Origin of the sequence: Nitrospirillum karajorum (assembly GCF_036348415.1) — a bacterium.
Lineage (GTDB): Bacteria > Pseudomonadota > Alphaproteobacteria > Azospirillales > Azospirillaceae > Nitrospirillum > Nitrospirillum amazonense_B.
In genome coordinates, this window is sequence record NZ_JAZBQB010000003.1 from 2,338,307 (window position 1) to 2,364,332 (window position 26,026).

The window sequence follows — 26,026 nt, forward strand, 5'->3', positions numbered from 1 at the left end:
GCCTTTGCCCGTGGCTTGACAGGGCCGGCGGCATGGGGTGCAAATGCCCCCCGACCCAGGGCCTTATGGCCCGGCCGATGTTCCAAGAACGGGGAAGTGGATGAAAAAGAAGCTGGTGCCGCTGTTGGCGGGATTGGTGGCGGTGGTCGCGGGCGCCGCCTGGGCGCAGAGCAGGACGGTCCACGTCTATAACTGGACCGACTATATCGGCGAGACCACGCTGGCCGACTTCACCAAGGCCACCGGCATCCAGACCAAGTATGACGTCTACACCGACCTGGAAACCCTGGAAGCCAAGCTGCTGACGGGCAATTCCGGGTACGACGTCATCGTCCCCACGGCCCAGCCCACCCTGCGCAAGTTCATCCAGGCGCAGGCGGTGCAGAAGCTGGACAAGTCCAAGATTCCCAACCTGAAGAACCTGGACCCCGTGCTGATGTCGCGCCTGGCGGAGGTGGACCCGGGCAACGAGTACGCCGCCATCTACCAGTGGGGCACCGTCGGCATCGGCTATAACCCGGACAAGGTGAAGGCGGCGCTGGGCACCGCCACCATCGACAGCTGGAAGCAGGTGTTCGATCCGGAGAACGCCAAGAAACTGGCCAGTTGCGGCATCGTCGTGCTGGACAGCCCGGCCGACATCCTGCCCTCCGTCCTGAACTATCTGGGCCTGCCGCCCAGCAGCGAGAAGTCGGACGACGTGAAGAAGGCCGGGGAGCTGATGTCCAGCATCCGCCCCTATATCAAGACCTTCGTCCCCTCCGTCATCGATCCGCTGGCCAGCGGCGACGCCTGTGTCGCCATCGGCTATTCCGGCGACGTGCTGCAGGCGCAGGCCCGCTCCGGCGGCAAGGTCAAGATCGACTACGCCATTCCCAAGGAAGGCGCGCAGCTGTGGTTCGACACCCTGGCCATCCCGGCCGGGGCGCCGGACGTGGCCGAGGCCTACGCCTACATCAACTACATGCTGGACCCCAAGGTGATGGCCGGCATCAGCAACGCCGTCTCCTACGCCAACGCCGTGCCGGCCTCGCTGCCCCTGCTGAAGCCGGAGATCAAGGACAACCCGCGCATCTATCCGCCCAAGGAGGTGATGGACAAGCTGTTTACCATCAAGCAGCTGGCGCAGCGGGCGGAGCAGGAGCGCAACCGCACCTGGACCCGCATCAAGACCGGCCGCTGAGCGGATTTCCCGGTCACGGGGGAAGGGGGCGCCGCCTTTGGGCGGGCGCCCCTTTTTCATACCGGCACCCCGGCCGGCGGCCCCATCATTTAGGGGCAAATTTGCAGTTGCGAAAAAACGCGCGGCCCCGGGTCGCGGACCCCATAGTTCCAGTGGACAGCGGGGGCGCACCCTGGCATTCAGCAAGTTCGGAACGCTTTTCCGGGCAAGCGGTTCCCAACCAGGAAGCGCCCATCGGACGTCCGCATCCGGCCCACTTCCAGCCTCGTGATCCGCCGCCTCATGTCCGACGCCCCCGACCCACGTCCCCGGCCGGCCGCTTCCGGTCCCGCCGCTTCTGGTCCCGTTGGCAAGCCCCCGGCCGCCAAAGGCCCCGCCATGAAGTTCGAGCCCTGGCACGATCCGGCGGCCAAGCCCTATGTCCAGATCGAGAAGGTGACGAAGCGCTTCGGCGATTTCACCGCCGTGGACAATGTCAGCCTGTCGATCTACCGGGGGGAGTTCTTTTCGCTGCTGGGCGGTTCGGGCTCGGGCAAGACGACGCTGCTGCGCATGCTGGCCGGGTTCGAGCAGCCGACCGAGGGCCGCATCTTCATCGACGGCGTCGACATGGCGGGCATTCCGCCCTATGACCGCCCGGTCAACATGATGTTCCAGTCCTACGCCCTGTTCCCCCACATGACGGTGGAGAACAATGTGGCCTTCGGCCTGCGCCAGGACGGCGTGCCCAAGGACGAGATCCGTACCCGCGTGGCGGAGATGCTGGAGCTGGTGAAGCTGACCCCCTTCGCCAAGCGCAAGCCGCACCAGTTGTCCGGTGGCCAGCGGCAGCGCGTGGCGCTCGCCCGCTCGCTGGTCAAGAAGCCCAAGCTGCTGCTGCTGGACGAACCGCTGGGGGCGCTGGACAAGCGCCTGCGCGAACAGACGCAGTTCGAGCTGGTGAACATCCAGGAAAAGCTGGGCGTCACCTTCGTGGTCGTGACCCACGACCAGGAGGAGGCCATGACCATGTCCTCGCGCATCGCGGTCATGGACCATGGCCACATCGCCCAAGTCGGCACGCCCACCGAGATCTACGAATACCCCAACAGCCGCTTCACGGCGGAGTTCATCGGATCGGTGAACGTGTTCGAGGGCAACATCGTGGAGTCGGAGCCCGACCACTCCCTCATCCGCTCGGCGGAGGCCGGCTGCGACCTGTACGTCACCCACGCCGCCCACCTGGCGGCCGGCAGCCATTGCTGGGTCGCCATCCGGCCGGAGAAGGTCAGCATCACCAAGGAAAAGCCGGCGGACGCCGACACGGGGCGCAACGTCACCCGGGGCGTGGTGCGCGAGATCGCCTATCTGGGCGACATCTCGATCTATCAGATCGACCTTCCCTCCGGGAAACGCGTGCGGGCGACCGCGCCCAACGTCACCCGGCGGACCGAGCTGCCCATCACCTGGGACGATGAGGTCTGGTTGTGCTGGCGCCCGTTCGCCGGCGTCGTCCTGACGGACTGAGGGGAGGGGAGCCGCCGTGCCCGCGCAAGACCCATCCCAGTCCTCCCCGGTTCCGGCCGGCACCTCCGCCGGCCTGCCCCCCGTGGCGCCCCGCACCCTCAGGGACCGCGTCCTGGGCGTCACCCGCCGCCTGGGCCTCACGGGCCGGGGCGGCGTCATCCTGGGCCCTTACGCCTGGTTGGTGCTGTTCTTCTTCATCCCCTTCCTGATCGTGCTCAAGATCAGCGTGGCGGAGCCGGCGGTGGGCATCCCGCCCTTCACCAAGCTGGTCGAATGGGTGGATGGCGGGCTGGACCTGCATATCCGCTTCAGCGGCTTCCAGGCGCTGTTCGATGACGACCTCTATCTGCTGGCCTACCTGAACTCGCTGAAGATCGCCTTCGTCTCCACGCTGTGCTGTCTGATCATCGGCTATCCCATGGCCTATGCCATCGCCACCGCGCCGGAGAAGCGGCGCGGGCCGTTGCTGATGCTGATCATCCTGCCGTTCTGGACCAGCTTCCTCATCCGCGTGTACGCCTGGATGAGCATCCTCAAGGACGAGGGGCTGCTGAACAACCTGCTGATGGGCCTGGGCCTCATCCACGAACCGCTGAAGATCCTGTACAGCGACCTCGCGGTCTATATCGGCATCACCTATTCCTACCTCCCCTTCATGATCCTGCCGCTGTACGCGACGCTGGAGAAGATGGACCACACGCTGTTGGAGGCGGCGGCCGACCTGGGCGCCCGGCCGTGGAAGTCCTTCCTGACCATCACCCTGCCGCTGTCGCTGCCGGGCATCGTCGCCGGCTCGCTGCTGGTGTTCATTCCGGCGGTGGGTGAGTTTGTCATCCCCTCGCTGCTGGGCGGGTCCGACACGTTGATGATCGGGCGGGAGCTGTGGAACCTGTTCTTCAACAGCCGTGACTGGCCGTCCGCCTCGGCCGTGGCCATCGCCCTGCTGGCCTTCCTGGTGGGCCCCATCATGATCTTCCAGCACTTCCAGGGCCGCGACCAGGACAAGGGGACCGCGTGATGAGAAAGTCCCGTCTGCCGATGGTCCTGCTGGGTGTGGGGCTGGCCTTCCTGTACCTGCCCATCGTCCTGCTGGTGGTCTATTCCTTCAACGACAACCGCTCGCTCACCGTTTGGACGGGTTTCTCCCTGCGCTGGTATCATGAGCTGTTGGCCGACAGCCAGATGCTGGAGGCGGCGTGGCTGTCCCTGCGCATCGCCTTCGCCACCGCCTGCGGCGCCGTGGTGCTGGGCACGCTGGCGGGGCTGATGCTGGCCCGGTTCGGCGCGTTCCGCGGCCGGGCCCTGTTCGCCGGCATGATCTCCGCCCCCCTGGTCATGCCCGAGGTCATCATGGGCCTGGCCCTGCTGCTGCTGTTCGTCAGTGCCGAACAGTTGATCGGCTGGCCGGCGGGGCGCGGGGTGCTGACCATCGTCCTGGCCCACATCACCTTCACCATGTCCTTTGTGGCCGTGGTCATCCAGTCGCGCCTGGTCAGCATGGACGTGTCGCTGGAGGAGGCGGCGATGGATCTGGGCGCCCGCCCGGCCAAGGTGTTCTTCGTCATCACCCTGCCCATCATCGCGCCCGCCATCGTTTCCGGCTGGCTGCTGGCCTTCACCCTGTCGCTGGACGATCTGGTCATCACCAGCTTCGTCTCCGGGCCCGGCTCGACCACTTTGCCGATGATCGTGTTCTCGTCCATCCGCTTAGGCCTGAAGCCGGAAATCAACGCGCTCGCCACCATCGTGGTGGCGGTGGTGGCCACCGGCATCGCCCTGGCCGGTTTCCTGGAGGCCCGCCGCGCCCGCATCCGCGAGCGTGAGGAAAGCCAGGCGGGGCGGGTGTGACCCCTCATCCAAAGCGCCGGTTGCCAGCCTGCGCCCAGGCTGAATACTCTCTTTTCTGACAGCCCCCCGCTTCCGGGGCGGCGGCGGAGTGGACGCCCATGACCTTCACCCCCGGTTCCCCCGCTGCGGCGGGCTTCGTGATGCCCGGCGAGTGGCATCCCCACGACCGCTGCTGGATGGCCTGGCCCAACCGGGCGGAGACTTTCCCCAATGGTCTGGACGCCGCGCGCCAGGCCTACGCCGCCGTGGCCAAGGCCATCGCCCAGTTCGAGCCGGTGACCATCGTGGCCCCACCGGGGGAGGTGGCCGACGCCTCCATCCTGTGCTCGGGCGCGCCGGTCAGCGTCATCCCCGTGCCCCTGTCGGACAGCTGGCTGCGCGACAACGGCCCCAGCTTCGTCATTGACGGCAAGGGCGGCATCGGCGGTGTGGATTGGGACTTCAACGCCTGGGGCCGCAACTATGAGGATTTCCAGGCAGACACCCAGGTGGCGGCGGAAATCCTGAAGGGCTTGGGACTTCGCCGTTTCAAGGCGCCGCTGATCATGGAGGGCGGCTCCTTCCATGTGGATGGCGAGGGCACCCTGATCACCACCGAGGAATGCCTGCTGAACCCCAACCGCAATCCCGCCCTGACGCGGGGCGAGATCGAGGGGCATCTGCGCGACTTCCTGGGCGTGCGCCAGATCATCTGGCTGGGCCGGGGGTATGAGCAGGATGAGACCGACGGCCACATCGACGAGATCGCCTGCTTCATCCGGCCCGGCCTGGTGCTGGCCATGACCACGGACGATCCGGACGATCCCAACTTCGACACCTTCCAGGATAATATCGAGCGGCTGTCCATGGCGACGGACGCGCAGGGCAGGGAATTGGACATCGTCACCCTGCGCACGCCGGCGCGCCAGGAACAGGATGGCGTGCGCCTGACCCTGTCCTACACCAATTTCTACCTGGCCAACGGCGGCGTGGTCCTGCCCGCTTTCGAGGACCCCATGGACGCGGAGGCCGCCAAGCTGTTCAGCCGCCTCTACCCCGACCGCCAGATCGTCCAGGTCCCCGCGCTGGACATCGTGCGCGGCGGTGGCGGCATCCACTGCATCACCCAGCAGCAGCCGCGTCCTTGATGATTGGGCACGCCAGCCCTTGGCCAGCTTGGCGCTACGGCTCAGTTGCCGCTGAGCTGAGCCTGGGCCAGGGCGCCGTTGAGGTTGGCGACGCAGCGGTCGAAGGCGGGGGAGCCTTCGGTCAGGCCGGCCTCGCTGCAGGCGGTCTGGCAGCGCTCCGCATGCATCTTCTTGGTGGCGCTCAGGGTGTCCTTCAGGCTGGCGACGCAGGCGGCGTAGAGGCTGTCATTGGGGCCGACGTGCAGGGCGTCCTGGCAGGCACGATCGATGGACGGATGGATCGTGATGGTCGGCATGGTGTCGGCGGCCAGGGCCGGCTGCATGCCCAGGGTCAGCAGGCCCAGGGTCAGCAGGGCGGCGGAAGACTTCAACATATCATGATCTCCTTGACGGTCCGGTGAAGGGCCCCGCGCGGTGTCCACCGCACAAGCCCGTGCGTCCGTTGTATAGGCAGCGATCGCGCCGGGATTGGACAGTCCTGCTGTTTCTGGAAAATTCACCGATGTTATTTCTGTGAGTATTTGAACGCTCTCGCGGTCTTTTGATGTTTTTGTTGCCGCTGGGCCAGGCGGCCGCCTGGCGGATGCCAGCCGCCTGATTTTGCGTTTGGATTTGGCGGTGGCGCGGGCGCATGGTCCACAACGCCGCCGGCCCCTTCAACCCACAAGACCGGTGGTCCTTGTTGGGGGAAGTGGCGCCATGATCGTCCGGGACCGGCCCGGCCTGCTGCGGCTGTTCTTCATCCTGCGCGGCTCCATCATCTTGCGCATCCTGCCGCAGGTGCTGGTGATCCTCGCGCTGTCCATCCTGGTGGTCTGGGTGCGGGGCAGCCATCCCGGCTGGGCGCCCGCCTTCAACGGCGCGCCCTTCGCCCTGCTGGGCATCGCGCTGTCAGTCTTCCTCGGCTTCCGCAACAACGCCTGCTATGACCGCTGGTGGGAGGCGCGCAAGGATTGGGGGCAACTGCTCACCACCGTGCGCGACCTGGGCCGGCAAACCCTGGTCCTGGAGAGGGATGGACAAGAGGAGAGGGAGCCCAGGGCCGCGCGGCGCCAACTGCTGCGCCTGGCCATGGCTTTCGGCCACGCCTGCGTCTGCCATCTGCGGCCGGGCGGCGACATGACCAAGCCCCGCCGTTTCCTGTCGGCCAGCCAGTTGGCGGGGTTCGAGGCGTCCCGCAACCGGCCGGACTATCTGCTGCGTCAGATGGGCCAGGTGCTGGCGGACCTGCTGGCGGGCGGGCACCTCAGCGATATCCAGTACGGCGTGCTGGACGGGACGCTGGGCCGCATGTCGGCCGTCCTGGCGGCCTGCGAGCGCATCCGCAACACGCCAGTGCCCTTCGCCTACACCCTGCTGCTGCACCGCACCGCCTATCTGTTCTGTTTCCTGCTGCCCTTTGGTTTCGCGGACGTGTTGCACTGGGGCACGCCGGTCATCACCGCCCTGGTGGCCTATACCTTCTTCGGTCTCGATGCCCTGGGGGATGAGCTGGAGGACCCGTTCGGGACCCAGGCCAACGCCCTGCCCATCGAGGCGCTGGCCGACACCATGGAGATCAACCTGCGCGAGGCGCTGGGGGAAACCGATCTGCCGCCCCTGCCGCAACCCAAGGGGCATGTGCTGATGTGAGCATCGGCCCGCACCCTTCTTGGCGCGGGCCGATGGAGTCTTGGGCTTACCACCGTCAGTTCGGGGCCAGCCGTGCCTGGTCCAGGGCGCCATCCAACAAGGCGACGCATCGCGCGAAGTCGGCGCTACCCGGTGCCGTGCCGACTTCAGCGCAGGCCCGGCCGTCAGGCATCGGGGACGGGTCGTGGATGTGAGCGGTGGTCGCTGCCTGGGTCAGGGTGGCGACGCAGGCGGCGTAATCGGTGTCATTGACCGCCAGGCCCAGCGTCTGCTGGCAGGCGTGCCGCACGGCGTTGGCGGCCACGGTGACCGTCATGGCCGGCGGTGCGGCGAAGGCGGACGGGGTGAGGGAAAGGGTGCCCACCATGAGGGCGGCGGCGACTTTGCTCAATAGGGACGGATTCCGGGCGGTCATGGCCTCAGCTCCTTTATGTCGGCATTGGGGGGAATAATGCGTCGTCCCCGATTGGGGATGCCGATAAGACGCCAGCCATCGGGATTTATTCCCGGCGCCTGATCTTTTTTGGTGGCTTTGTGATATCCCCGGGGGACGGTCGGGTCAGTCCTGCACGGGACCGTCGACATGGGCGCGAATATTATGCGCCTGCACCGTCCACCCGCCCTCATTCATGCGCAGCGCCTCGACGCGCCGGTTGTCGGGCAGGGTGTCGAAGCCGCTTTCCGTGATGGTCAGCAGGGTACCGCCGTTCCGCTCCTCCAGAGCGAACTCCACCAGGGTGGGGGTTTCGGTGGAATAGTCCTTTTCCGGGTCCACGGCGTAGGGATGCCAGGTGAAGGAGAACAGGCGCGGTTCTTCCATTCGAACGACGGTGGCTTGCCACCGTACATGCTCATAGCCTGGGTGGGTGATGCGGCCCGTGGCCTCCCGGCCAGGCACGAAGGGGGCGTCCAGCTTCACCCGGAACCAGGCGCCGAATTCCTCAGGATCGGTCAGCGCTCGCCAGACCCGGTCCACCGGCGCCTTCAGTTCGATGTGCTTGCGGATGTGATCGGTCATCGGGGCGACCTCCTGGCCCACCCCCTATAAGATCTGAGGCGGCGTTTGGTTCGCCGCCATCCCAGCGAAATCTCAAATCTTGGCGCGCAACTGTCGTCGGGCTTCGTCCGCCAGAGGGTGCAGCGCTTGCGGCGGGGCGTCGGCCACCAGGCTGTAGCCCAGGCCGCTGTTAGCCCAGGTCACGCCGCCCACGGCGTCCTTCCGGTGCTCGGTCATGGGGGCGTCGCCATCCAGTTTCATGGGACGGACCAGCATGGCGATGCGGTTGCCGGCGCTGTCGTCATAAAAGAACATGGCGCCGGGCCCATGTGGCGTGGCGACCAGACGCCCGCCCATGAAGCGATAGCCGGCGGCCGACAGGTCGGGCACGGCCACCTTGCGGTCCAGGCGCTGCGACACCCATTGCAGCAACTGCTCCTGGTCGCTGGCGGGCATCTCCACCGGCCGCGTCCTGTCGGCGGCATAAACGCGATAATTGTCCATCGCCTCCTGCGTCAGCATGGCCACCGGGGTCATGGGCGCCCTGCCGGCGGTCATGCCATGCATGGACCAGCCACCAACCCCGCCGACCAGCACCAGGGCGATGGCGGCGGCCATGCTGCGCCATGGCCCGGCGCCAGCGGGGGAAAGCCAGGACCGCGTCCGTCCATGGCGCCGCGCTTCGATCAGGTGGGCGAGGTTCAGACGGTCCGGCACCGGTTCCTCCGCGATGGGGGCCAGGGCGGCGCGCAGGGTGGCGCGCTGGCCGGCGTATGCGGCCACCCGGTGGGCGGCGTCGGCGTGGGTGGACAGGTACTCCTCCACCTCCACCTGCCGCCGGGCGTCCAGGGCGCCATCGACATAGGCGTGCAGATCTTCCTCGGTGATGGGGCGGCCGGCGGTCATTTCACTCTCCTGAAGATTCCCGTGCCGAAAGCGGGGCGATGAATGGTGGCGCCGCCTTTCGTCGTTTCATGGGGCGGCGCCCCCTCCATCTTCTGCGACAGTTTCTCCCGTGCGCGTGCCAATCGGGACATGACGGTGCCGATGGGAATGTCCAGCACCCGCGCCGCCTCGGCATAGGTCAGGTCCTCGACCGACACCAGCAGCAGCACGCTGCGCTGCTCCTCCGGCAGGGTGTGCAACGCCCGCATCACGTCGGCGTGGTGCAGGGCGTCTTCCTGTGTCGCGGGGCGGGCGATCATGGCCTCGTCGATCCCGGCGTCCAGCGCGACATGGCCGCCGCGCCGGCGGTTCTGGCGGATATGGCTGACGGCCAGGTTGTGCAGGATGGTGAACAGCCAGGTACGGGCGTCACCATCCGCCCGCCGCTGGTGCCAGCGGCTGACGGCGCGTTCCAGGCAATCCTGCACCAGGTCGTCCGCCGTGGCGTGGTTCTTCACCAGCGCCCGCGCATACCGGCGCAACGCCGGTATCAGCGGCTCCACCAGCAGCATCATATCCTTCATGGCCGTGCCCCTGGGTCCAGGTTCCGCTGTCAGCGCCGGGTGCGCCAGGCCGCCATGCTCTGGAACACCCCATCCTTGAACAGCAGGCCATGCATCAGCGCGGCGGACAAGTGGGCGATCACCGTGAGGAACAAAGTGTACGCCAGGTAGGTGTGCAGGTGGCGCAAGGTGGCGTACAGCGCCCGGTCCGGCGACAGCAGCGGCGGCAGGTGCAGCGCCCCCCAGACGGTGATGGGATAGCCGCCCGCCGACAGCATGGACCAGCCCACCAGCGGCAGGGCGATCATCAGGGCGTACAGCAGCAGGTGCGACAGATGGGCGATGGCCTTTTGCGGGCCGGGCATTTCCGCCGGCAGTGGCGGTGGCCGGTGGATGGCGCGCACGGCCAGGCGGACCAGCACCAGCACCAGCAGCGTGGCGCCCACGGACTTGTGCAACGGCACCAGCCAGTTGTGGCTGCTGTTCACGGTGGCGACCATGGCCACCCCGATGAACAGCATGGCGACGATCAGGACCGCCATGGTCCAGTGCAGCAGGCGGGCGGGGCCGCTGAAGGTTGTCGACGTCATTGCGCGGGCTCCTTCGCGGCGGGCTGGCCGGAAACGGGGGCGGGGAAGGCCTTGTCGTTGGCCAGGGCGCTGGGGGCCGCCGGCTCACCCGTGCGGCGGGTGTAGCCCACGGCATAGACGGAAGACCGCGCGGCCAGCAGCGGATCGTCGGAGGGCGCCACCCCGGCCGGCAGGATGGTGGGGTCGAAGTTCACGTCGCGGCAGGGGCCCTCATCCTCAGTGACCGCGCGGTCGATGGTCAGGGTGCCGACCTCCACCCGCTGGCGATCGTCCGGCCATGGCTTGGTGGCGTCATCGGTGGGGTCGCCCGCGTTGGGCAGGATGATGGACAGGTGCCACACCAGCGGCCCCTGCGCCAACCGCCCCGCCACTTCGTCGAACAGGAAGTCGCGCGGCAGGCTGGCCAGCGTCGTCTTGTCCAACTCCCCAAAGGGCGCCTCGGGCGTGAAAATCCAGCGCACCAGCCGGGTTTGGCCCTGGTCGTTGGTGAAGCGGAAGGCGTTGACGCTGTTATAGCTGGCGTTGGCGAAGCTGTTGGGCAGGGGGGCCTTGGCCATGTAGTCGGCAAACGCCTTGGTTTCAGGATGCCGGGCCATATAGGCCTGTACCTTGGCGGGGTCGGGTTTGCCGGTGGCGGGGTCCGGCGTGGTCGCCAACTGGAAATCCAGGAAGGCCTGGGGGGTGGCGACGGGGAAGACCGGCACATGGTTTAGCGCCATGCGCCATTGCTCTCCGCCCGGCAGGTCGAACTTCAGCGCCAGACTGTGGAAGGTGACCCGGCCGTCCCCCGCGTTGGGCACGCCGCCCGCCAGGGAGAAGCGGCCGATGACTGGCGTGGTGGCGTGCCGGAACAGGCTGGCCTTGCTCAGGGCCAAGCCTTGGCCGTTGCCGTCGAAATGGCCCACCACGCACAGGCCCTTGGCATGGGCGCGGCGAAATCCTTCATGCCGGCCGTCGTGCCCCTCCAGGGCGTTGACGATCTGCGCGGGATGCAATCGGCCAGGCGTCAGCCAGCCGCCGGCGTAGGCGAAGGCGGCGGTGGCGCCGCCGGCCACGGCGCCGATGGCCAGCAGTGGCAGCAGCCCGCCGCGGCGGAGGATGTCCTTGATCGTGTATGAGGCTGGCATGGGCCGGCGTTCCTCTGATCCATGGGGATGGATGGGCCCGGTGGTGGGCCCTTACCGAGGTGGACGCCGCCGCCGCCGGTTTATTCCGGCGGCCGGCAACTTTTTTTGGGGCGAATGGTTTCAGGCCGCTTTGACCGCGTCCAGGAAGCGGCTGACCACGGCGCGCAGGGTGTCGGCTTCCTTGCCCAGCAGGTCGGAGGAGGCGATGACGCTGCCGGTCGCGGCCCCTGTGCCATCCGCCGCCTCGCGCACGCCCACGATGTTGGCGGAGACGGCCCGGGTGCCGATGGACGCCTCCTGCACGTTGCGGGCGATTTCCCGTGTCGCCGCCCCTTGTTCCTCCACCGCCGAGGCCACGCCGGTGGTGATCTCGTTCATGCGGGCGATGGTGGCGGCGATGCCCTCGATGGCGGCCACGGCCAGGGCGGTTTCCCCCGGATCGCGTCCACCTGCGACTGGATCTCCTCGGTGGCCTTGCCCGTCTGCCCGGCCAGCGCCTTGACCTCACCCGCCACCACCGCGAAGCCCTTGCCCGCATCACCGGCACGGGCGGCCTCGATGGTGGCGTTCAGCGCCAGCAGGTTGGTCTGGCTGGCGATGGCCTGGATCAGGTCCAGCACCTGGCCGATGCGCTGCGCGGCCGCGGCCAAACCGTCGATGGACCGCTTGGTGACGGAGGCCTCGTGGACCGCCGTGTTGGCGGTGTTGGCGGCATCGCTCATTTGCCGGGAGATCTCGGTGATGGACTGGCTCAACTGCTCGGCCGCCGCCGCCACCGTCTGCACGTTGGCGGAGGTCTCCTCGGCGGCGCCAGCCACATTGTTGGACAGGGCCATGGTATCGTCAGCGGAGACGGTGAGGCTGCCGGCGGCGTTGCGCAGGGCCTGTTCGGCGCCGGAGAAGCCCCGCACCACCTTGTCGATCGAGTCCGCGAACTCCCGCGTGGCGGCTTCCAGGCGCTGGCGACGGGCTTCCTTGGCCCGTTCCTCGGCCAGTTGCTGGGCGGCCAGCGTGTCGGCCGCCATGGCGTTGGTCCGCAGGATGGCGACGGCCCCGGCGATCTCGCCCACCTCATCGGCGCGGTCGCAGAACGGAACCTCCACCGCGTAATCTTTGGTGGCCAACCGATTGATGACCTGGCGCAGGGTGTCCAGGGGGCGCAGCAACTGCCGCGCCACCACCCACAAGGTGACCAGCACGACCAGGACGCACACGCCGGCCAGGCCCAGGCTGAACATCAGGTTCAGCCAAGCCGCCCGCCCGAACGCCCGGATGTGGTTCCGCGCCAGTTCCTCGACAGCATGCCGGGCCGTGACCGCCTTGCCGATGGCCTCCGTCGCCGATGCGAACCAGCTTTTGCCGTCGATGGGATAGGCTGTCCCTTGGTTGGACGCCGCGACGATGCCGCTGATGGTGTCGTTGATGCCCTTGAGCGCGTCTTCGGTGGCGGCGGTCGCCGCGACGAAGTCCGCGCCGTGCCGCGCCGCCCTCGCGCCGACGGAGGTCGCGCTTTGTGCGGCGGCACCTTCCGCGCGGCCCAGGCTTTCCATCTGGGAGGGCGACAGGGGCTTGCCAGCCGCCAGAACGCCCGCCAGCAGGCCGCGTTCGCGCCCGATCTGCTCGCTGAGCTGTGCCAGGTCGGCCGCCAGGGCCAAGGTGTCGACCAGGCGGGTGTCGGCCGAGGCGGGCAGGGCATCGCCGATGCGGTCCTTGAACGCCAGCATGGCGTCGATGGCCCGGGTGGCTGGTCCGAACCAGGCGGCCGCGTCCCGGGGACCCGCTTGGTCCACCGCTTGCCAAGCCGCCTGACGCGCCGTGTCCAGCGCCTGCCAGGCGGTGCGGGCGGCCTTCGCGTCCAGTCCCGCGGCCTCCGCCTGGGCCAGGGCGGACTGCCCCTCCCGCACGGCGGCGTCGCGGGCGTCGGCCGCCGCCTTGCGTGCCGCCGGGTCCACCGTGGCCGACGACAGCAGGACATTGGTCAGCCCGCGCTCCACCGCCATCCGCGTGGCCGCCTCCAGCACCGCCGATGCCGCCCCTTCGGCCACCGAAACACGACGGGCCGCCGCCAGGTTGTCAATCGCCTGAACAGCGCGCTGGACGGCAAGTAGACATGTTAACAATGCCAGTAAACCAACCATGCCAAGCAATTTCTGACGAATGGTCATTCCCAAGTCTCACTTCCGGAAAGGGGGTTTACTGGATTGATGCGTTTCCTATGAATGTATAATGAAAGGGGCGAAACGGGTAAAAGAAGAGTTAACGCTTTCGGTGGTTTGCCGATGAGGGTGGGGCGCTGCGCCAAGTTTGATCTGGCGCAAGTGTGGGCAGCGGAATTTGGTTAACGGGGCCCGTCGGCGTAAACGGGCCACAATCAAAGGATGTGCGCGGGAGGGGGTAGGGGCGCGCCACGTGTCAATGGGCGTAGCCGGCGCACGCTTGCTCCCCCTCCTCACCAGCTTGGGGCTGGCCCCGGTCGGTCGCGGCGGCGATGGCGGTCAGCGTCAGCGCGCAGATGGCCAGGCCGGCCCCCAGCCAGGGCAGGTGGACGTAGCTCATCCCATGGTCGATGGCGATGCCGCCGAACCAGGCGCCCAGGGCGTTACCCATGTTGAACGCCCCCTGGTTCAGGGTGGAGGCCAGGTTGGGCGCTCCGCGCGCCTGGTCCACCACCCGCATCTGCAGCGGCGATCCGACGCAGAAGGCGGCGATGCCCCACAGCACCAGGGTCGGAACCGCGCCCATCGGCGTGGCGCTGGTCCACACCAAGGCCACCTGGATCAGGGCGATAATGCCGAAGGTGGTCATCACCACGGGCATCATCTTCCAATCCGCCAGGCGCCCCCCCAGAAGGTTGCCCACCGTCAGCCCCACGCCGAACAGCAGCAGGACATAGGTCACCTGATCGGGCGTGAAGCCCGTGACATGCTCCAGTAGCGGGGTGATGTAGGTCAGCACGCTGAACAGGCTGGCGGAGGAGATGACGCTGATCATCATGGCCATGGCCACCTGGGGGCGCCCCAGCACGCGGAACTCGCCCAATAGACTGCCGCCGCTGCTGCCAGGCAAGCCACGGGGCAGCCACAGGGCCAGCGCCGAGGCGGCGATGATGCCGATGGCGACCACTGCCCAGAAGGTGGCGCGCCAGCCCAGCTCATGCCCCAGGGCTGTGCCCAGCGGCACGCCCAGCACGTTGGCCAGCGTCAGGCCGGAAAACATCAACGAGATCGCTTGGCCGCGCTTGTGCCGCGGCACCAGACCGGCGGCCACCACGGCGCCGACGCCGAAGAAGGTGCCGTGCGACAGGGCGGTGACGATGCGCGCCGCCATCAGCAGGCCATAGCTGGGGGCCAGCGCGCAGAACAGGTTGCCGAGAATGAAAATGCCCATGAGGCCGATCAGCGCGCTCTTGCGCGGCAGGCGGGCCGTGGCGACCGCCAGCACGGGCGCGCCCACCACGACGCTGAGGGCATAGGCGGTGACCAGCATGCCGGCCTGGGGAATGCTGACGCCCAAATCCTGCGCCAGATCCGGCAACATGCCCATGATCACGAACTCGGTCGTGCCGATGCCAAAGGAAGCGATGGCGAGGGCGAGCAGGGGCAAGGGCACGGGGAGGCACTCCGGGAAAACAACAGCGGCTGAACGATGTGGCCCTAGCATGGCCGAAAATGGGTAAGCGTTGTCATGCTGCATTGCAGCGTGAGCCATGCGGCCAGTGACGTCTCCACAATGACGGCCCCCAAAATGACAGAAAGGCGCACAGGCTCTTGGGCCCGCGCGCCTTCCGTCATCGAAAAGTTGGGGTCAGTAGGTGTAAGTCGCGTTGATCATATAGCTGCGGCCCGGTTCCACGATTTCCGGGATGGCGTTCGCCGTGCGGCCGATGGTGCGGTAGTAGCTGTAGTCGTCCAGCAGGTTCTGAACGGCCAAGCCCACCTGCAGGCCCGTGGCGAAGGTATAGCCGGCCGACAGGTCCAGCCGCTGAGTGGCGCGCAGCCATTCGTTCAAGGCATTGCCGCCGAAGGTGCCGAAGCGATAGCGCACCAGGCTGTCACCGCTGTAGCGGTAGGACAGGGTGGTGTCGAACCCGCCCCTGTCATAGGACAGCGAGGCGTTGAACAGAACCTTGGGCGTGCCCTGCATGGGCGAGGTGTCCTCGATGCCGCTGCTGTTCAGGTGAACAGCCGCCTGCTGAAGCGTCAGGTTGCCCCCCAGGCTGAAGCCGTCCAGGGCGCCGGGCGCCAAGGTGCGCAGTTCTTGGTTAGCCGTCAGCTCGATGCCGTAGACATGGCCGCTGCCGCCGTTCACCGGCTGGGAAATGCTGGACACCCCCGTCTGTGCCACGGCCGACGCGTGGTAGTCGGTGCCGCGGTCATAGAGGTAATGCGACAGCGCCTTGTAGAAGGCGCCGGCCATCAGGTGGGTGCCGGTATCCAGGACCCATTCGCCCGACAGGTCGTAATTGACCGATTCCGTCGGCTTCAGGTTGGGGTTGCCCTGGGTGATGCTGATGCTGCCATCGGAATTGAGCGAGGTCTGCGACCCGCCGCCCAACTGGTAGAGGGCCGGCCGCATGTAGCTGGTCCAGATGGCGGCACGATAGACGCCGCCGTCGTCCGGGCGGTAGTTCACATGCAGGCTGGGCAGCGCCTCGTTGTAGACGGTGCTGTTGGACTGCCACGACGACACCTGGCCATCGCCCGACGCCGTGTTCCAGTAGGTGTTGTTGATGCGCGTGTGCTCAAAGCGCAAGCCGGGGATGACCTCCCACCCGTCGCGCTTGATGCCGGCCATGATGTAGGCGGCGTAGACCGCCTCACCCCCGCGCAGGGTGTTGCCGTTGTAGTCGTCGGCCGACAGCGTCCGCTGATAGGCCCGCTTCTTCAGCGCGGCGGACAGCCCGTCGCCATCGCCCAGGGGCACGGTGTAATCGTAGACGCCAGGGATGATGGCGGAAAGCTGGCCGTCCTGGATGTAGGGGTTGCTGGCCAGGCTGGAGCCGGCCGGGTAGGGCTGCAGGTCGCTGTAATCGCGGGAATAGGCGAAGCGGTGGCTGTCCACCATCTTGGCGCCGGCCTTGATGTAGTCCAGCAGCCCATCGCCCATCTGGTAGGTGGCGTCCAGGTGGGCGCCCAGCTTGCGCTGTTCGCTGTAGGACTCGGTGAATTCCCCGCTGCCGTCGATGGCCGTGTAGTTGGCGGTGTTGTTGAAATAGGCCCGCTGGGCGGCCGTCAGCACGGGGATGGGATATCCCGCGCTGTTGTAGGTTAGCAGGAAGGGGCTGCCCAGGCCGCCCGTCTGATAGGCGAATTCGGCGTGGTCGGGCGCGGAATTCTGCCCCCAGCTGTAGAACACGTCATAGTCCAGGGTCAGCCGGTCCAGGTGGGTCGTGCCGCCCAGTTGGCTGGTCATCAGTTCCGAGACTTCCGGCGCCGTTTCGAACCAGTAATGTTCGTCGGCGTCGCTTTCCGCGTTCAGGTACAGCCCGTTGGATAGCTGGGTGGCTGCCGAGTAGCCGTCGGCCTGCAGGCCCTTCTGATAGACCTCCTGGCGGATGTCGGATTTGGCGTAGGTGGTGCGCAGGTGCAGGCTGGTGGCGTCACCCTGCCAATCCAGCGACAGGTTGCCGCCATAGCGTTCCTGGGTGCCCCGCGTGAACTGGGCGTTCAGGCTCGTCAGCAGCAGGTTGCTGGCCTTGTCCACGCCGGGGGCGCTTGCGCCCTGTTCCGAGGTGGTCTGCAGGAATTCCCACTGACCGACCTGGTAATCCTGCATGCTGCTGACGAAGTTGCGCTTGCCGTAGTAGGCGGTGACATAGGCGCCGAACCGCTTGTCGGGACCGAAGCGGTCCGCCACCTCCACCTGGCCGATGCCGCCGCCGGCGTCCAGGCCGTAGTCCAGCGCCCGGCCGCTCAAGGTGCCCTGGGCGTAGACCCGCAGCAGCGGCGCGTCGAAATCGAAGGCGGAGTGGGTGCGGAAGTCGAAGGTGCCGCCCACCGCGTCACCGTCCATATCGGGGGTGGAGGTCTTGGACACCACCACCTTGTCCATGCCGAAGGGCGGCAGCAGGCTCAGTTCCACCTGCCGGCCATAGGGCATGCCCTCGGCCACGTTGGCGCCGTTGATCAGGTTGACGTTGTATTCCGGGTCCATGCCCCGCAGGGACACGAACTCACCCTGGCCGCGACCGGCCGCATCCACGCCATTGTGGTTGCCCTGGCTGGGCGAGCCGGAGGTGGCGTTGGTGGCGACCGCGACGCCGGGCAGGCGGGCCAGCGCCTCGGCGACGTTGGTGTCGGGGTTGCGCTTCATGGCCTCGGCGGTCAGGACGCTGACAGTGCCGGGGGCGGCCATCTGGTCGACGATGGAGCGATCCCGCTCTTTCTGGCCGGTGACGACCACTTCGCCGACACCGCTCGCCGCCACGCCAGCCAGCACGACGTCGCTGCGCGCATCCCCCTGGGCTGGGATTTCGACCGGCTGGCGCACCGGCGCCCCATCCCCCACCCGAACCGACAGGTCGTACTTGCCGGCGGGCAGGTCGGGAAAGGCGTAGCGCCCATCCCGGCCACTGACCACGGTGTGGCCGCCCAGGGACAGGACCGCGCCCCCGACGGCCGCGCCACTGGCCCGGTCGGTTACCTGACCGGACACCACACCCGCCTGCGCCTGGTTCTGGGCGGACAACGCCGCCAGCATCAGGACGGGCAACAAAACGGCGCTTCCGCTCAAGGCGGAGCACGCCAGCAAAAGGCTCTTAGCCTTCTTGTGCATAGCGAGGATCCCAATTGCCATGATTTGTGTCGCGCCGACCGTTCCGGTGGGCACGGGTGGCCTCTATCGGGCCGAATATTAATGAAAATTAAATTATCTTATGTGAATGACGGGCCGATGACGGTGCCGTGAAGGAATGGCAACACGGTTAAGTCATTGCATTATTGTGCATATTTTGGTCAGCGCTGTGGGACCTCAGCACCCCTCCCGGGGCCAAAGGGGACGACTGGCAGGCGAGGGGGTGCCGGGACGGGGAGTCAAACTGCTGGCGGTGTCCCGTCGCTGTAGGCTGCTTTTAAGGGGGATTGCAGGCGTCGTTGCGCGGCGCGCGCCATCTTGTCGGCGTAGTCCGGCTGGCCCGGGCCCAGCAGGGGCAGGTTCCATTCGCCCATCACATGGGCGATGCCCGCGTCGTCCAGCGGCAGCCCCAACTCTTTCAGGCGCCAGGCGATGTTCATTTCCTGGCCCCAGAAATAGACGCCCTTGGCGCCGGTGTTGGCGGCCATGGCCTTCACCTCTTTCTCGCGCCCGGCGCCGTGCAGGCCCAGCCAGATGTCGGCCATCAGCGTGTCGCAGGCGACGCCGTCCTCCGGCCGCCAGCGATGGGCATCCCCTTGGCGGATGCTGATCTTGGCGGCAGCCTCCGGCGGTAATTGCCGGAAGATGCCGCTCTGCTCCACCGCCGCCAGCACCTCGGAATCGTATTCCACCACCATGACCTCGGTGACGGCGGGATTGATCGCGGCGTTGCAGGCGGCCCAGCCCATGCCCATGCCCATCACCACGGTGCGGCCCCAGGCCAGGCGGCAGCCGATTTCCTGGCTTTCGATCTCGAACGGGGTCATGGACATCCAGACGTGGGTCGGCTGGCCTGGGCGGCGGCGCACCAGGGTGGCCATGTCCCGCACCATCGTTGCGTCCGACCAGTAGCCGGGGCACAGGATCAGCGGCACCACGTCCATGTCCCACCGCTCCCCCTTGAAGGACTGGTAGGTGGGGATGAACAGGGGGCCGTCATAGCGGGGCGGGGTCATGGGCTGCTTTCCAATACGGGGGCGAACGGCCAAGAAAAAAGCCGCCGACGCCGGTGAGGGCGAGGGCGGCTTTGATCGTCGTCTCAAGGCATGGCGATCTTACTTCAGATCGTCGGCCTTGCTGATGATGTGGGTGACGATGCCGTAGTCCTTGGCCTCTTCCGCCGACATCCAGAAATTACGGTCGGTGTCCTGCTCGATCTTTTCCAGCGGCTGACCGGTTTCGCGGGCGATGATAGTGTTGAGACGCTTGCGCATCTTCACGATCTCCCGCGCCTCGATGGCGATGTCGGTGGCCTGGCCGCCGGTCCCGCCCATCGGCTGATGGATCAGGAAACGGGTGTTGGGCAGGCAGTAGCGGTTTTCCTTGGCCGCACCCAAGAAGATGTGCGCGCCGGCGCTGGCCACCCAGCCGGTGCCCAGAACCAGGACGCGCGGGCGGATGAACTGCAGCACATCGTGGATGCTGTCGCCGCTTTCGACATGGCCGCCCTGGGAATTGATCACCAGGCGGATGGGGTCGTCGCTCTCGGCCGCCATGGCGAACAGCTGGGCGACCGTGCTTTCCGCGATCTTCTGGTTGATCTCACCGAAAAGCAGGATGGTGCGGCTCTTGAACAGGCTCTGCGCCACGGGTGAGAAGGGCGCGCCCTTGCCCTTTTCCTCCTTGCCGCCTTCCGGCGCGGTCTCGGGGCTATCGGGTTCTTCGTCGTCGAAGCGGATCGGCAGGGTCACCAGGATCTCCTTGGGAACGAACAAGACGGGGGCCAAACCGGCGGCCCAACCGCCCACCCTTATCAGGTAGCGGGATTCGGCGCCCCGTTCAACCCGTGCGTCGCACGGTAAACGCCGCCATGATCGGTTACCCCGCCCGGTCTAGCAAGTCTGGTGTGGCCAGTCCGGTGTGGCAAAGGGGGCGTCCGCCTCTGGCGCCCGGGCCCGTCCCTCGGGTAAAGGTTAAGGCCGGTATCCTTCCGGTATTTCCATCCAGTATTTCAATGACGCGAGGTCGCGCGATGGGGCAGGGCCCGGCACCCTCTCTGGAACCGCCATTCCTGGAATTGCGGGGTGTCAGCAAGCGCTACCCCAACGGGACGGTGGCGCTCAGCGACATCTCGATGGCGGTGGGCGAGGGGGAGTTCCTGGCCATCGTCGGCGCCAGCGGCTGCGGCAAGAGCACCATCCTGCGCCATGTCGCCGGCCTGGTGGCCCCCTCGGCCGGCGACATCCGCTGGTCCCGGCCGCCGGCCGCCGGCGGGATCGGCATGGTGTTCCAGGAGCCGACGCTGATGCCCTGGGCCCGCATCCAGGACAATGTCCGCCTGCCGCTGGACCTGGCCAAGGTGCCGCGCGTTGAGGCCGACGCCCGCGTCGCGGCCTTGTTGGCCCAGGTGGGGCTGGCCGATTTCGCCCAGGCCTATCCGCGTGAGCTGTCGGGCGGCATGAAGATGCGCGCCTCCATCGCCCGCGCCCTGGTCACCCGTCCGCGTCTGCTGCTGATGGATGAGCCCTTCGCCGCCCTGGATGAGATCACGCGCCAGAAGCTGAACGACGACCTGCTGGCCCTGTGGGGGGAGCAGCGCTTCACCGTGCTGTTCGTGACCCACAGCGTCTATGAGGGCATGTACCTGGCCAATCGCGCCATTGTCATGGCCCCGCGGCCGGGCCGCATCCATGCCGACATCCCGCTGGACCTGCCCTATCCCCGGGACGAGGCCTTGCGCACCGACGCCCGCTACGCCGCCGCCTGCCGCCAGGTTTCCCTGGCCTTGGCCGATGCCATGCGTTCGCCGGGCCATTCATCGGGGGAGACCGCGGCATGAGCGCGTTGCGCCGCCTGGCGCCCCTGATTCTGGGCGTCATCGTCCTGGCCGCGTGGGAGGGGGGCGTGCGCCTGCTGGCCATTCCCGCCTTCGTCCTGCCGCCACCCAGCGCCGTGGTGGCGGCTTTGCTGGCCGACCCGGACACGCTGGGCCTGTCGCTGTGGTTCACCCTCACCGTGACACTGCAGGCCTTCGCGCTGGCGGTGGCGGGCGGGGTGGCGCTGGCCATCCTATTCACCCGCTCCCCCTGCTGGCGTCCGCCCTCTATCCCTACGCCGTCATCCTGCAGGTGACGCCGGTGATGGCCATAGCACCCCTGCTGCTGGTCTGGGTGGGGTATGAGCGGGTGGATCTGGCGCAGCTGATCCTGGCCTGGATCGTCGCCTTCTTTCCCATCCTGGGCAACACCACCCTGGGCCTGCGCTCCGCCGACGCCGGCCTGCGCGACCTGTTCCGTCTCTATGGCGCCAGCAAGTGGCAGGTGCTGTGGCGGCTGGAACTGCCGTCGGCCTTGCCCTACCTGTTGGCGGGCATGAAGATTTCCGGCGGCCTGGCGCTTATCGGCGCGGTGGTGGCGGAGTTCGTGGCGGGGTCGGGCACGGGCAGCGGCCTGGCCTGGCGCATCGTGGACGCCAGCAACCGCCTGAACACCCCGCGCATGTTCGCGGCCCTGGCGCTGCTGTCCCTGCTGGGCATCGCCATTTTCGCCGTGTTGTCGCTGGTGCAGCGCCTGGCGCTCCGGCGCTGGCACGACAGCGAGGCCGCAAGCCGTTAAGTCCAGCCAACAGCATGAGCTTTAACAGGATGCGGAAAAACCCTTCCGTCTGAGTTCCTGTCGTGATTCGCTTCCTCATGACGCTGAGGAGGATGGGATGCGTGGCGGAGACATTCGGACGGAAGGCTTGTTTTCGTACGTGAGTTGCGAAGCGCGTGTTCCGCCAAGGCATCCGCTTCGGGCGATCCGGGCGATCTGTGACGAGGCGCTGGAGGTTTTGTCGCCGGACTTTGAGGCGATGTACGCGAAGGTGGGTCGTCCTTCGATCCCGCCGGAGAAACTGCTGCGGGCGCTGCTGCTCCAGGCCTTCTATTCGGTCCGGTCGGAGCGACAACTGATGGAGCAGATGGACTACAATCTGCTGTTCCGCTGGTTTGTCGGGTTGGCGATGGACGCCCCGGTGTGGGACGTGACGGTGTTCACCAAGAACCGTGAGCGGCTTCTTGGAGGCGACGTCGCGGCGAAGTTCCTGGGGGCGGTGGTGGCCCAGGCGCGAGGCCGGAACTTGCTGTCGGACGACCACTTCTCGGTGGATGGCACGCTGATCGAGGCCTGGGCGTCGATCAAGAGCTTCCGGCCCAAGGATGGCGGTGGCGACCCGCCGGGCCCCGGTCGCAACGGGGAGCGCGACTTCCACGGGGAGAAGCGCTCCAACCAGACCCACGCGTCCACCACCGACCCTGAAGCCAAACTGTACCGCAAGAGCAATGGCCAGCCATCGCGCCTAGCCTACATGGGGCATGTGCTGATGGAGAACCGCAACGGCCTGGTGGTTGGTGCGACGCTGACCCAAGCGACCGGCACCGCCGAACGCGAGGCGGCGTTGGCATTGGTCGACGGGCTGAAGCCGACGCGGCGGATCACCTTGGGCGCCGACAAGGCCTTTGATGCGCGTGAGTTCGTCCGGGAACTCCGTGCCCGCAAGGTGACGCCGCATATCGCCCGGAATGATCACCTGACCAAGACCGGGGCGCGGCGCACGTCCGCCATTGATGGACGCACCACCCGCCACCCCGGCTATGGCGTGTCCTTGCGTATCCGCAAGCGTATTGAGGAGGTCTTCGGCTGGATCAAGACCACCGGCACCTTGCGCAAGACGCGCCACAAGGGAACCGATCGCGTCGGCTGGGCCTTCATGTTGACCGCCGCCGCCTACAACCTCGTCAGACTGCCCAAGCTGATGGTGGCGGCCTGACCATGCCCGGATTCCGCCTGCAAACGGCGGAAGCCGGGGAAGATGGCCGCAAAAGCGGCCCGTAGCCCCTCGATCAAGCCTTCAATCGGCTTGGCTCATGGGGAAAGGGGCCTTAACGCTCCATTCTTCCGCACCCTGTTAACTCATGCCGTTGTAGGACGCGACTGCGTCCGCCGGAGCGAGCACCGCAGGGCGGAGCGAGGAAGCCAAGCGGCCGGATGGCCGCGCCCGGCGAGGGCGAACTAAACCAATTACTTGTCGTAGTTCAGCAGCGACAGCACCGGCACGTCCAACTTCTTGCGGCCTTCCAGGAAGTCCAGCTCGATCAGGAAGGCGGCGGCGCGCACGTCGGCGCCGACGTCGCGCAACAGCTTGATGGCGGCGGTCATGGTGCCGCCGGTGGCCAGCAGGTCGTCCACCACCACCACGCGCTGGCCGGGCTTCACCAGGTCGGCCTGGATTTCCACCGTGTCGCTGCCGTACTCCAGGTCATAGGAGTGGCGGACCACGTCGCCCGGCAGCTTGCCCTTCTTGCGCACCATGGCGAAGCCCAGGCCCAGCTTCAGCGCCAGGGGGGCGGCCATCAGGAAGCCGCGGGATTCGATGCCGACGATGAAATCGACGCCCGTTTCCTGGATCAGGCGGGCCATGCGGCCCATGGCGACGGCCCAGGCGTCGGCGTGCGCCAGCAGCGGCGAGATGTCGTAGAATAGGATGCCGGGCTTGGGATAGTCCGGGACGCCGCGGATGTGGCTCTTGAGATCCATGGGGAAAGGCCTCGGGGGAAACGGAAATGCCCCGGTCCCGGGGCGCGAAATCATAGGGGAGGCTGGTCTGGCATGCCAGGGCCATGCGCCGTGACGGTGCCCGGATGGGCATGTCGCGGCCGCTGCTGTTGACCCGCGACGGGCCTTTCTGTCAAGTGAAGGACGAGCAAGGCCGCCCGGCGCCCCCGACAGGATGGGGGCGGGGGCCGCCGGAGAGCCGCGCCCTGGGGGCGGCAAGGGGTAAGATGGCGGCGGCAGGCATCGGCGTGATCAGGACGGCATGGGACGGCGACCACTGGCTGCTCGCGGCCCAGGGCCGTTGGGACCTGGCGGCGGCGGAACAGCTGGATACAGCACTGAGCCGCCTGACGCCGGAACGCAAGCCGGGCCAGGTTCTGCTGGACCTGTCGGGCCTGTCGGGCATGGACACCGCCGGCGCCCTGGTGCTGGACCGCCTGATCGAGCGCCTGCGGGCGGAGGGGGAGACGGTGGCCGTGGTGGGCGCCACGCCCGCGCAGTGTACCCTGCTCCGCGACGTGCGCCGCGCCGTGGTGCGCCACCCCGACGTCAGCACGCCCTTCCATCCCTTCCATGATTTGCTGGAGCGGGTGGGCAAGGGCGCCTTCAGCCTGGCGCAGGACGCCTATCAGCTGCTGAGCTTCTTCGGGCTGGTGTTCCTCACCATCGCCCGGGTGGCGCGCGATCCGCGCCGCTTCCGCTGGACGGCCTTTTTCTTCCATCTGGAACAGGTGGGCCTGAACGCCCTGCCCATCATCGGCCTGTTGACCTTTCTGATCGGCGTGGTGCTGGCCTATCAAAGCGCTGACCAGCTGCGGCGATTCGGCGCGGAGATCTTCGTCGTCAACCTGTTGGGCATCGGTATCCTGCGCGAGCTGGGGGTGCTGATCACCTCCATCATCGTGGCCGGCCGCTCCGGCTCCGCCTTTACGGCGCAGATCGGCACCATGAAGGTGAACCAGGAGGTGGACGCCATGCAGGTGCTGGGGCTGGACCCCATCGAGATGCTGGTCCTGCCCCGGCTGGCGGCCCTGTTCGTGGCCCTGCCGCTGGTCAGCTTCTACGCCGACGTGGTGGGCCTGTTTGGTGGCGCCGTCATGTCCTATGCCACGCTGGACATCACGCTGGGCCAGTTCCTGCGGCAATTGCAGGTGGCCGTCAGCCCGACCACCCTGCTGGTAGGCCTGATCAAGGCACCGGTCTTCGCCATGGTGATTTCGCTGGTCGGCTGTTTCGAGGGCCTGAACGTGACCGGCAGCGCCGAAAGCGTGGGCAAGCTGACCACCCGCTCGGTGGTCGAGTCCATCTTCCTGGTGATCGTGCTCGACGCCCTGTTCTCCATCCTCTTTTCCTACCTCAAGATATGACGGCGGCGATGATCCAGGATGGCCCGACCGACATGGCGATGGGAAACAATGCCGAGCCCGTCATCCAGGTGCATGGCCTGGTCACGCGCTTCGGCCGCCAGACGGTGCATGACGGCGTGGACCTGGAAGTGCGGCGGGGCGAGGTCATGGGCGTCGTCGGCGGCTCCGGCACCGGCAAGTCGGTGCTGCTGAAGGAGATCATCGGCCTGCTGCGCCCCACCGCCGGCCGGGTGGAGGTGCTGGGCACCAATATGTGGACGGCCGACAGCGCCGCCCGCCGCCGCATCCAGAGCCGCTGGGGCGTCCTGTTCCAGGACGGCGCGCTGTTCAGCTCCATGACCGTGGCGGAAAACGTCATGGTGGCGCTGAAGGAGCATACGCACCTGGACGCCTGCCTGATCCAGGAACTGGCCCGCATCAAGATTTCGATGGTGGGCCTGCCGCCGGACAGTTGCTCCAAATACCCGTCCCAGCTGTCGGGGGGCATGCGCAAGCGCGCCGGCCTGGCCCGCGCGTTGGCGCTGGACCCGGAAATCCTATTCCTGGATGAGCCGACGGCGGGCCTGGACCCCATCGGCGCCGCCGCCTTCGATGAGCTGATCGGCACCCTGCAACGCAGCCTGGGGCTGACCGTCGTCATGGTAACCCACGATCTTGACAGCCTTTATGCCATTTGTGATCGCATTGCGGTGCTGGTCGACCGTAAGATGACGGTGGGAACCATTGACATGTTGCTGGCCGACACGCATCCCTGGATCCATGACTACTTCCATGGCCCACGCGGACGCGCGGCCGTGAAACGCTGAGCAGTTGGG

At 67.2% G+C, this 26,026-nt stretch carries 26 protein-coding genes; 12 read left to right on the top strand and 14 right to left on the bottom strand.

Features of this window, described 5'->3' with window-relative positions; all coding sequences use genetic code 11:
* Positions 1-100 precede the first annotated feature (100 nt).
* The 5 genes from UCD39_RS24615 to UCD39_RS24635 all read left to right on the top strand — a co-directional run bounded on the left by UCD39_RS24615 (position 101) and on the right by UCD39_RS24635 (position 5,664).
* Positions 101-1,183 (top strand): polyamine ABC transporter substrate-binding protein, encoded by a 1,083-nt coding sequence (locus UCD39_RS24615; RefSeq protein ID WP_330498269.1) that lies wholly within the window; start codon positions 101-103, stop codon positions 1,181-1,183.
* A 378-nt stretch (positions 1,184-1,561) separates the two neighbouring features.
* The gene (locus UCD39_RS24620) at positions 1,562-2,689 is read left to right on the top strand and encodes an ABC transporter ATP-binding protein (RefSeq protein WP_330498270.1); all 1,128 of its coding nucleotides are present in this window, start codon (positions 1,562-1,564) and stop codon (positions 2,687-2,689) included.
* Positions 2,690-2,771: 82 nt separating this feature from the next.
* Positions 2,772-3,707, top strand: a complete 936-nt coding sequence (locus UCD39_RS24625) for an ABC transporter permease subunit (RefSeq protein ID WP_442943708.1) — start codon at positions 2,772-2,774, stop codon at positions 3,705-3,707.
* Positions 3,707-4,537, top strand: coding sequence for an ABC transporter permease subunit (locus UCD39_RS24630; protein ID WP_330498271.1), 831 nt, complete (start codon positions 3,707-3,709; stop codon positions 4,535-4,537). Before UCD39_RS24625 ends, UCD39_RS24630 begins: the two co-directional genes overlap by 1 nt.
* Before the next feature lie 98 nt (positions 4,538-4,635).
* The gene (locus UCD39_RS24635) at positions 4,636-5,664 is read left to right on the top strand and encodes an agmatine deiminase family protein (protein WP_330498272.1); all 1,029 of its coding nucleotides are present in this window, start codon (positions 4,636-4,638) and stop codon (positions 5,662-5,664) included.
* Between the two features lie 41 nt (positions 5,665-5,705).
* Here the strand turns inward: UCD39_RS24635 and UCD39_RS24640 are convergent, their stop codons facing one another.
* Positions 5,706-6,038, bottom strand: a complete 333-nt coding sequence (locus tag UCD39_RS24640; protein WP_145730040.1) for a hypothetical protein — start codon at positions 6,036-6,038, stop codon at positions 5,706-5,708.
* A gap of 325 nt (positions 6,039-6,363) precedes the next feature.
* Between UCD39_RS24640 and UCD39_RS24645 the strand changes: the two genes are divergently transcribed.
* Positions 6,364-7,296, top strand: coding sequence for a bestrophin family protein (locus UCD39_RS24645; RefSeq protein WP_330498273.1), 933 nt, complete (start codon positions 6,364-6,366; stop codon positions 7,294-7,296).
* 55 nt (positions 7,297-7,351) lie between these two features.
* Here UCD39_RS24645 and UCD39_RS24650 read toward each other — a convergent pair whose 3' ends face one another.
* The 12 genes from UCD39_RS24650 to UCD39_RS24705 all read right to left on the bottom strand — a co-directional run bounded on the left by UCD39_RS24650 (position 7,352) and on the right by UCD39_RS24705 (position 20,001).
* Positions 7,352-7,711 (bottom strand): hypothetical protein, encoded by a 360-nt coding sequence (locus UCD39_RS24650; RefSeq protein WP_330498274.1) that lies wholly within the window; start codon positions 7,709-7,711, stop codon positions 7,352-7,354.
* Between the two features lie 144 nt (positions 7,712-7,855).
* Positions 7,856-8,314, bottom strand: a complete 459-nt coding sequence (locus UCD39_RS24655; protein ID WP_330498275.1) for an SRPBCC family protein — start codon at positions 8,312-8,314, stop codon at positions 7,856-7,858.
* Between the two features lie 72 nt (positions 8,315-8,386).
* Complete coding sequence (locus UCD39_RS24660) at positions 8,387-9,199, bottom strand: anti-sigma factor family protein (protein WP_330498276.1); 813 nt, start codon at positions 9,197-9,199, stop codon at positions 8,387-8,389.
* Positions 9,196-9,762, bottom strand: a complete 567-nt coding sequence (locus tag UCD39_RS24665; RefSeq protein ID WP_330498277.1) for a sigma-70 family RNA polymerase sigma factor — start codon at positions 9,760-9,762, stop codon at positions 9,196-9,198. Before UCD39_RS24665 ends, UCD39_RS24660 begins: the two co-directional genes overlap by 4 nt.
* Before the next feature lie 29 nt (positions 9,763-9,791).
* Entirely contained in the window at positions 9,792-10,331 is a 540-nt protein-coding gene (locus UCD39_RS24670; protein WP_330498278.1) for a cytochrome b, read from the bottom strand.
* On the bottom strand, positions 10,328-11,458 hold the full coding sequence (locus UCD39_RS24675) for a catalase family peroxidase (RefSeq protein ID WP_330498279.1): 1,131 nt from the start codon (positions 11,456-11,458) through the stop codon (positions 10,328-10,330). The genes UCD39_RS24670 and UCD39_RS24675 overlap by 4 nt, the downstream gene beginning before the upstream one ends.
* A 120-nt stretch (positions 11,459-11,578) precedes the next feature.
* Complete coding sequence (locus UCD39_RS24680; protein WP_330498280.1) at positions 11,579-11,875, bottom strand: hypothetical protein; 297 nt, start codon at positions 11,873-11,875, stop codon at positions 11,579-11,581.
* Positions 11,833-13,596 carry a methyl-accepting chemotaxis protein gene (locus UCD39_RS24685; RefSeq protein ID WP_330498281.1) on the bottom strand — a complete coding sequence of 588 codons (1,764 nt, stop codon included), beginning with the start codon at positions 13,594-13,596 and terminating at the stop codon, positions 11,833-11,835. The genes UCD39_RS24680 and UCD39_RS24685 overlap by 43 nt, the downstream gene beginning before the upstream one ends.
* 274 nt (positions 13,597-13,870) lie before the next feature.
* Positions 13,871-15,067, bottom strand: coding sequence for an MFS transporter (locus UCD39_RS24690; protein WP_330498282.1), 1,197 nt, complete (start codon positions 15,065-15,067; stop codon positions 13,871-13,873).
* A 195-nt stretch (positions 15,068-15,262) separates the two neighbouring features.
* Positions 15,263-18,232: a TonB-dependent receptor gene (locus UCD39_RS24695; RefSeq protein ID WP_330498283.1), complete on the bottom strand. Its 2,970-nt coding sequence runs from the start codon at positions 18,230-18,232 to the stop codon at positions 15,263-15,265.
* A gap of 257 nt (positions 18,233-18,489) precedes the next feature.
* Positions 18,490-19,266: a hypothetical protein gene (locus UCD39_RS24700; protein WP_330498284.1), complete on the bottom strand. Its 777-nt coding sequence runs from the start codon at positions 19,264-19,266 to the stop codon at positions 18,490-18,492.
* A gap of 99 nt (positions 19,267-19,365) precedes the next feature.
* Entirely contained in the window at positions 19,366-20,001 is a 636-nt protein-coding gene (locus UCD39_RS24705; RefSeq protein ID WP_416211127.1) for an ATP-dependent Clp protease proteolytic subunit, read from the bottom strand.
* Between the two features lie 281 nt (positions 20,002-20,282).
* Between UCD39_RS24705 and UCD39_RS24710 the strand changes: the two genes are divergently transcribed.
* The 4 genes from UCD39_RS24710 (at position 20,283) to UCD39_RS24725 (ending at position 23,059) form a co-directional block, all read left to right on the top strand.
* Positions 20,283-21,089, top strand: coding sequence for an ABC transporter ATP-binding protein (locus UCD39_RS24710; protein WP_330498285.1), 807 nt, complete (start codon positions 20,283-20,285; stop codon positions 21,087-21,089).
* Entirely contained in the window at positions 21,086-21,382 is a 297-nt protein-coding gene (locus tag UCD39_RS24715; protein WP_330498286.1) for an ABC transporter permease family protein, read from the top strand. The genes UCD39_RS24710 and UCD39_RS24715 overlap by 4 nt, the downstream gene beginning before the upstream one ends.
* 8 nt (positions 21,383-21,390) lie before the next feature.
* Positions 21,391-21,864: an ABC transporter permease gene (locus UCD39_RS24720; RefSeq protein WP_330498287.1), complete on the top strand. Its 474-nt coding sequence runs from the start codon at positions 21,391-21,393 to the stop codon at positions 21,862-21,864.
* Positions 21,865-21,961: 97 nt separating this feature from the next.
* Positions 21,962-23,059, top strand: coding sequence for an IS5 family transposase (locus tag UCD39_RS24725; RefSeq protein ID WP_330495033.1), 1,098 nt, complete (start codon positions 21,962-21,964; stop codon positions 23,057-23,059).
* 251 nt (positions 23,060-23,310) lie between these two features.
* Here the strand turns inward: UCD39_RS24725 and UCD39_RS24730 are convergent, their stop codons facing one another.
* Positions 23,311-23,826 carry an adenine phosphoribosyltransferase gene (locus UCD39_RS24730; RefSeq protein WP_145730052.1) on the bottom strand — a complete coding sequence of 172 codons (516 nt, stop codon included), beginning with the start codon at positions 23,824-23,826 and terminating at the stop codon, positions 23,311-23,313.
* A gap of 245 nt (positions 23,827-24,071) precedes the next feature.
* On the opposite strand from UCD39_RS24730, the gene UCD39_RS24735 reads away from it, so the two are divergent.
* Together UCD39_RS24735 and UCD39_RS24740 are read left to right on the top strand one after the other, a co-directional pair.
* Positions 24,072-25,211, top strand: coding sequence for an MlaE family lipid ABC transporter permease subunit (locus UCD39_RS24735; RefSeq protein WP_330498288.1), 1,140 nt, complete (start codon positions 24,072-24,074; stop codon positions 25,209-25,211).
* Positions 25,212-25,243: 32 nt separating this feature from the next.
* Positions 25,244-26,017 carry an ABC transporter ATP-binding protein gene (locus UCD39_RS24740; protein ID WP_330498289.1) on the top strand — a complete coding sequence of 258 codons (774 nt, stop codon included), beginning with the start codon at positions 25,244-25,246 and terminating at the stop codon, positions 26,015-26,017.
* The last annotated feature ends 9 nt before the right edge of the window (positions 26,018-26,026 follow it).

What these genes read in the sequence shown, in the direction of transcription:
- UCD39_RS24615 (WP_330498269.1), top strand. Translation starts at nt 101, where the DNA reads ATGAAAAAGAAGCTGGTGCCGCTGTTGGCGGGATTGGTGGCGGTGGTC.
- UCD39_RS24620 (WP_330498270.1), top strand. Translation starts at nt 1,562, where the DNA reads ATGAAGTTCGAGCCCTGGCACGATCCGGCGGCCAAGCCCTATGTCCAG.
- UCD39_RS24630 (WP_330498271.1), top strand. Translation starts at nt 3,707, where the DNA reads ATGAGAAAGTCCCGTCTGCCGATGGTCCTGCTGGGTGTGGGGCTGGCC.
- UCD39_RS24635 (WP_330498272.1), top strand. Translation starts at nt 4,636, where the DNA reads ATGACCTTCACCCCCGGTTCCCCCGCTGCGGCGGGCTTCGTGATGCCC.
- UCD39_RS24640 (WP_145730040.1), bottom strand. Translation starts at nt 6,038, where the DNA reads ATGTTGAAGTCTTCCGCCGCCCTGCTGACCCTGGGCCTGCTGACCCTG.
- UCD39_RS24645 (WP_330498273.1), top strand. Translation starts at nt 6,364, where the DNA reads ATGATCGTCCGGGACCGGCCCGGCCTGCTGCGGCTGTTCTTCATCCTG.
- UCD39_RS24650 (WP_330498274.1), bottom strand. Translation starts at nt 7,711, where the DNA reads ATGACCGCCCGGAATCCGTCCCTATTGAGCAAAGTCGCCGCCGCCCTC.
- UCD39_RS24655 (WP_330498275.1), bottom strand. Translation starts at nt 8,314, where the DNA reads ATGACCGATCACATCCGCAAGCACATCGAACTGAAGGCGCCGGTGGAC.
- UCD39_RS24660 (WP_330498276.1), bottom strand. Translation starts at nt 9,199, where the DNA reads ATGACCGCCGGCCGCCCCATCACCGAGGAAGATCTGCACGCCTATGTC.
- UCD39_RS24665 (WP_330498277.1), bottom strand. Translation starts at nt 9,762, where the DNA reads ATGAAGGATATGATGCTGCTGGTGGAGCCGCTGATACCGGCGTTGCGC.
- UCD39_RS24670 (WP_330498278.1), bottom strand. Translation starts at nt 10,331, where the DNA reads ATGACGTCGACAACCTTCAGCGGCCCCGCCCGCCTGCTGCACTGGACC.
- UCD39_RS24675 (WP_330498279.1), bottom strand. Translation starts at nt 11,458, where the DNA reads ATGCCAGCCTCATACACGATCAAGGACATCCTCCGCCGCGGCGGGCTG.
- UCD39_RS24685 (WP_330498281.1), bottom strand. Translation starts at nt 13,596, where the DNA reads ATGGTTGGTTTACTGGCATTGTTAACATGTCTACTTGCCGTCCAGCGC.
- UCD39_RS24695 (WP_330498283.1), bottom strand. Translation starts at nt 18,232, where the DNA reads ATGCACAAGAAGGCTAAGAGCCTTTTGCTGGCGTGCTCCGCCTTGAGC.
- UCD39_RS24700 (WP_330498284.1), bottom strand. Translation starts at nt 19,266, where the DNA reads ATGACCCCGCCCCGCTATGACGGCCCCCTGTTCATCCCCACCTACCAG.
- UCD39_RS24710 (WP_330498285.1), top strand. Translation starts at nt 20,283, where the DNA reads ATGGGGCAGGGCCCGGCACCCTCTCTGGAACCGCCATTCCTGGAATTG.
- UCD39_RS24715 (WP_330498286.1), top strand. Translation starts at nt 21,086, where the DNA reads ATGAGCGCGTTGCGCCGCCTGGCGCCCCTGATTCTGGGCGTCATCGTC.
- UCD39_RS24720 (WP_330498287.1), top strand. Translation starts at nt 21,391, where the DNA reads ATGGCCATAGCACCCCTGCTGCTGGTCTGGGTGGGGTATGAGCGGGTG.
- UCD39_RS24725 (WP_330495033.1), top strand. Translation starts at nt 21,962, where the DNA reads ATGCGTGGCGGAGACATTCGGACGGAAGGCTTGTTTTCGTACGTGAGT.
- UCD39_RS24730 (WP_145730052.1), bottom strand. Translation starts at nt 23,826, where the DNA reads ATGGATCTCAAGAGCCACATCCGCGGCGTCCCGGACTATCCCAAGCCC.
- UCD39_RS24735 (WP_330498288.1), top strand. Translation starts at nt 24,072, where the DNA reads ATGGCGGCGGCAGGCATCGGCGTGATCAGGACGGCATGGGACGGCGAC.
- UCD39_RS24740 (WP_330498289.1), top strand. Translation starts at nt 25,244, where the DNA reads ATGGCGATGGGAAACAATGCCGAGCCCGTCATCCAGGTGCATGGCCTG.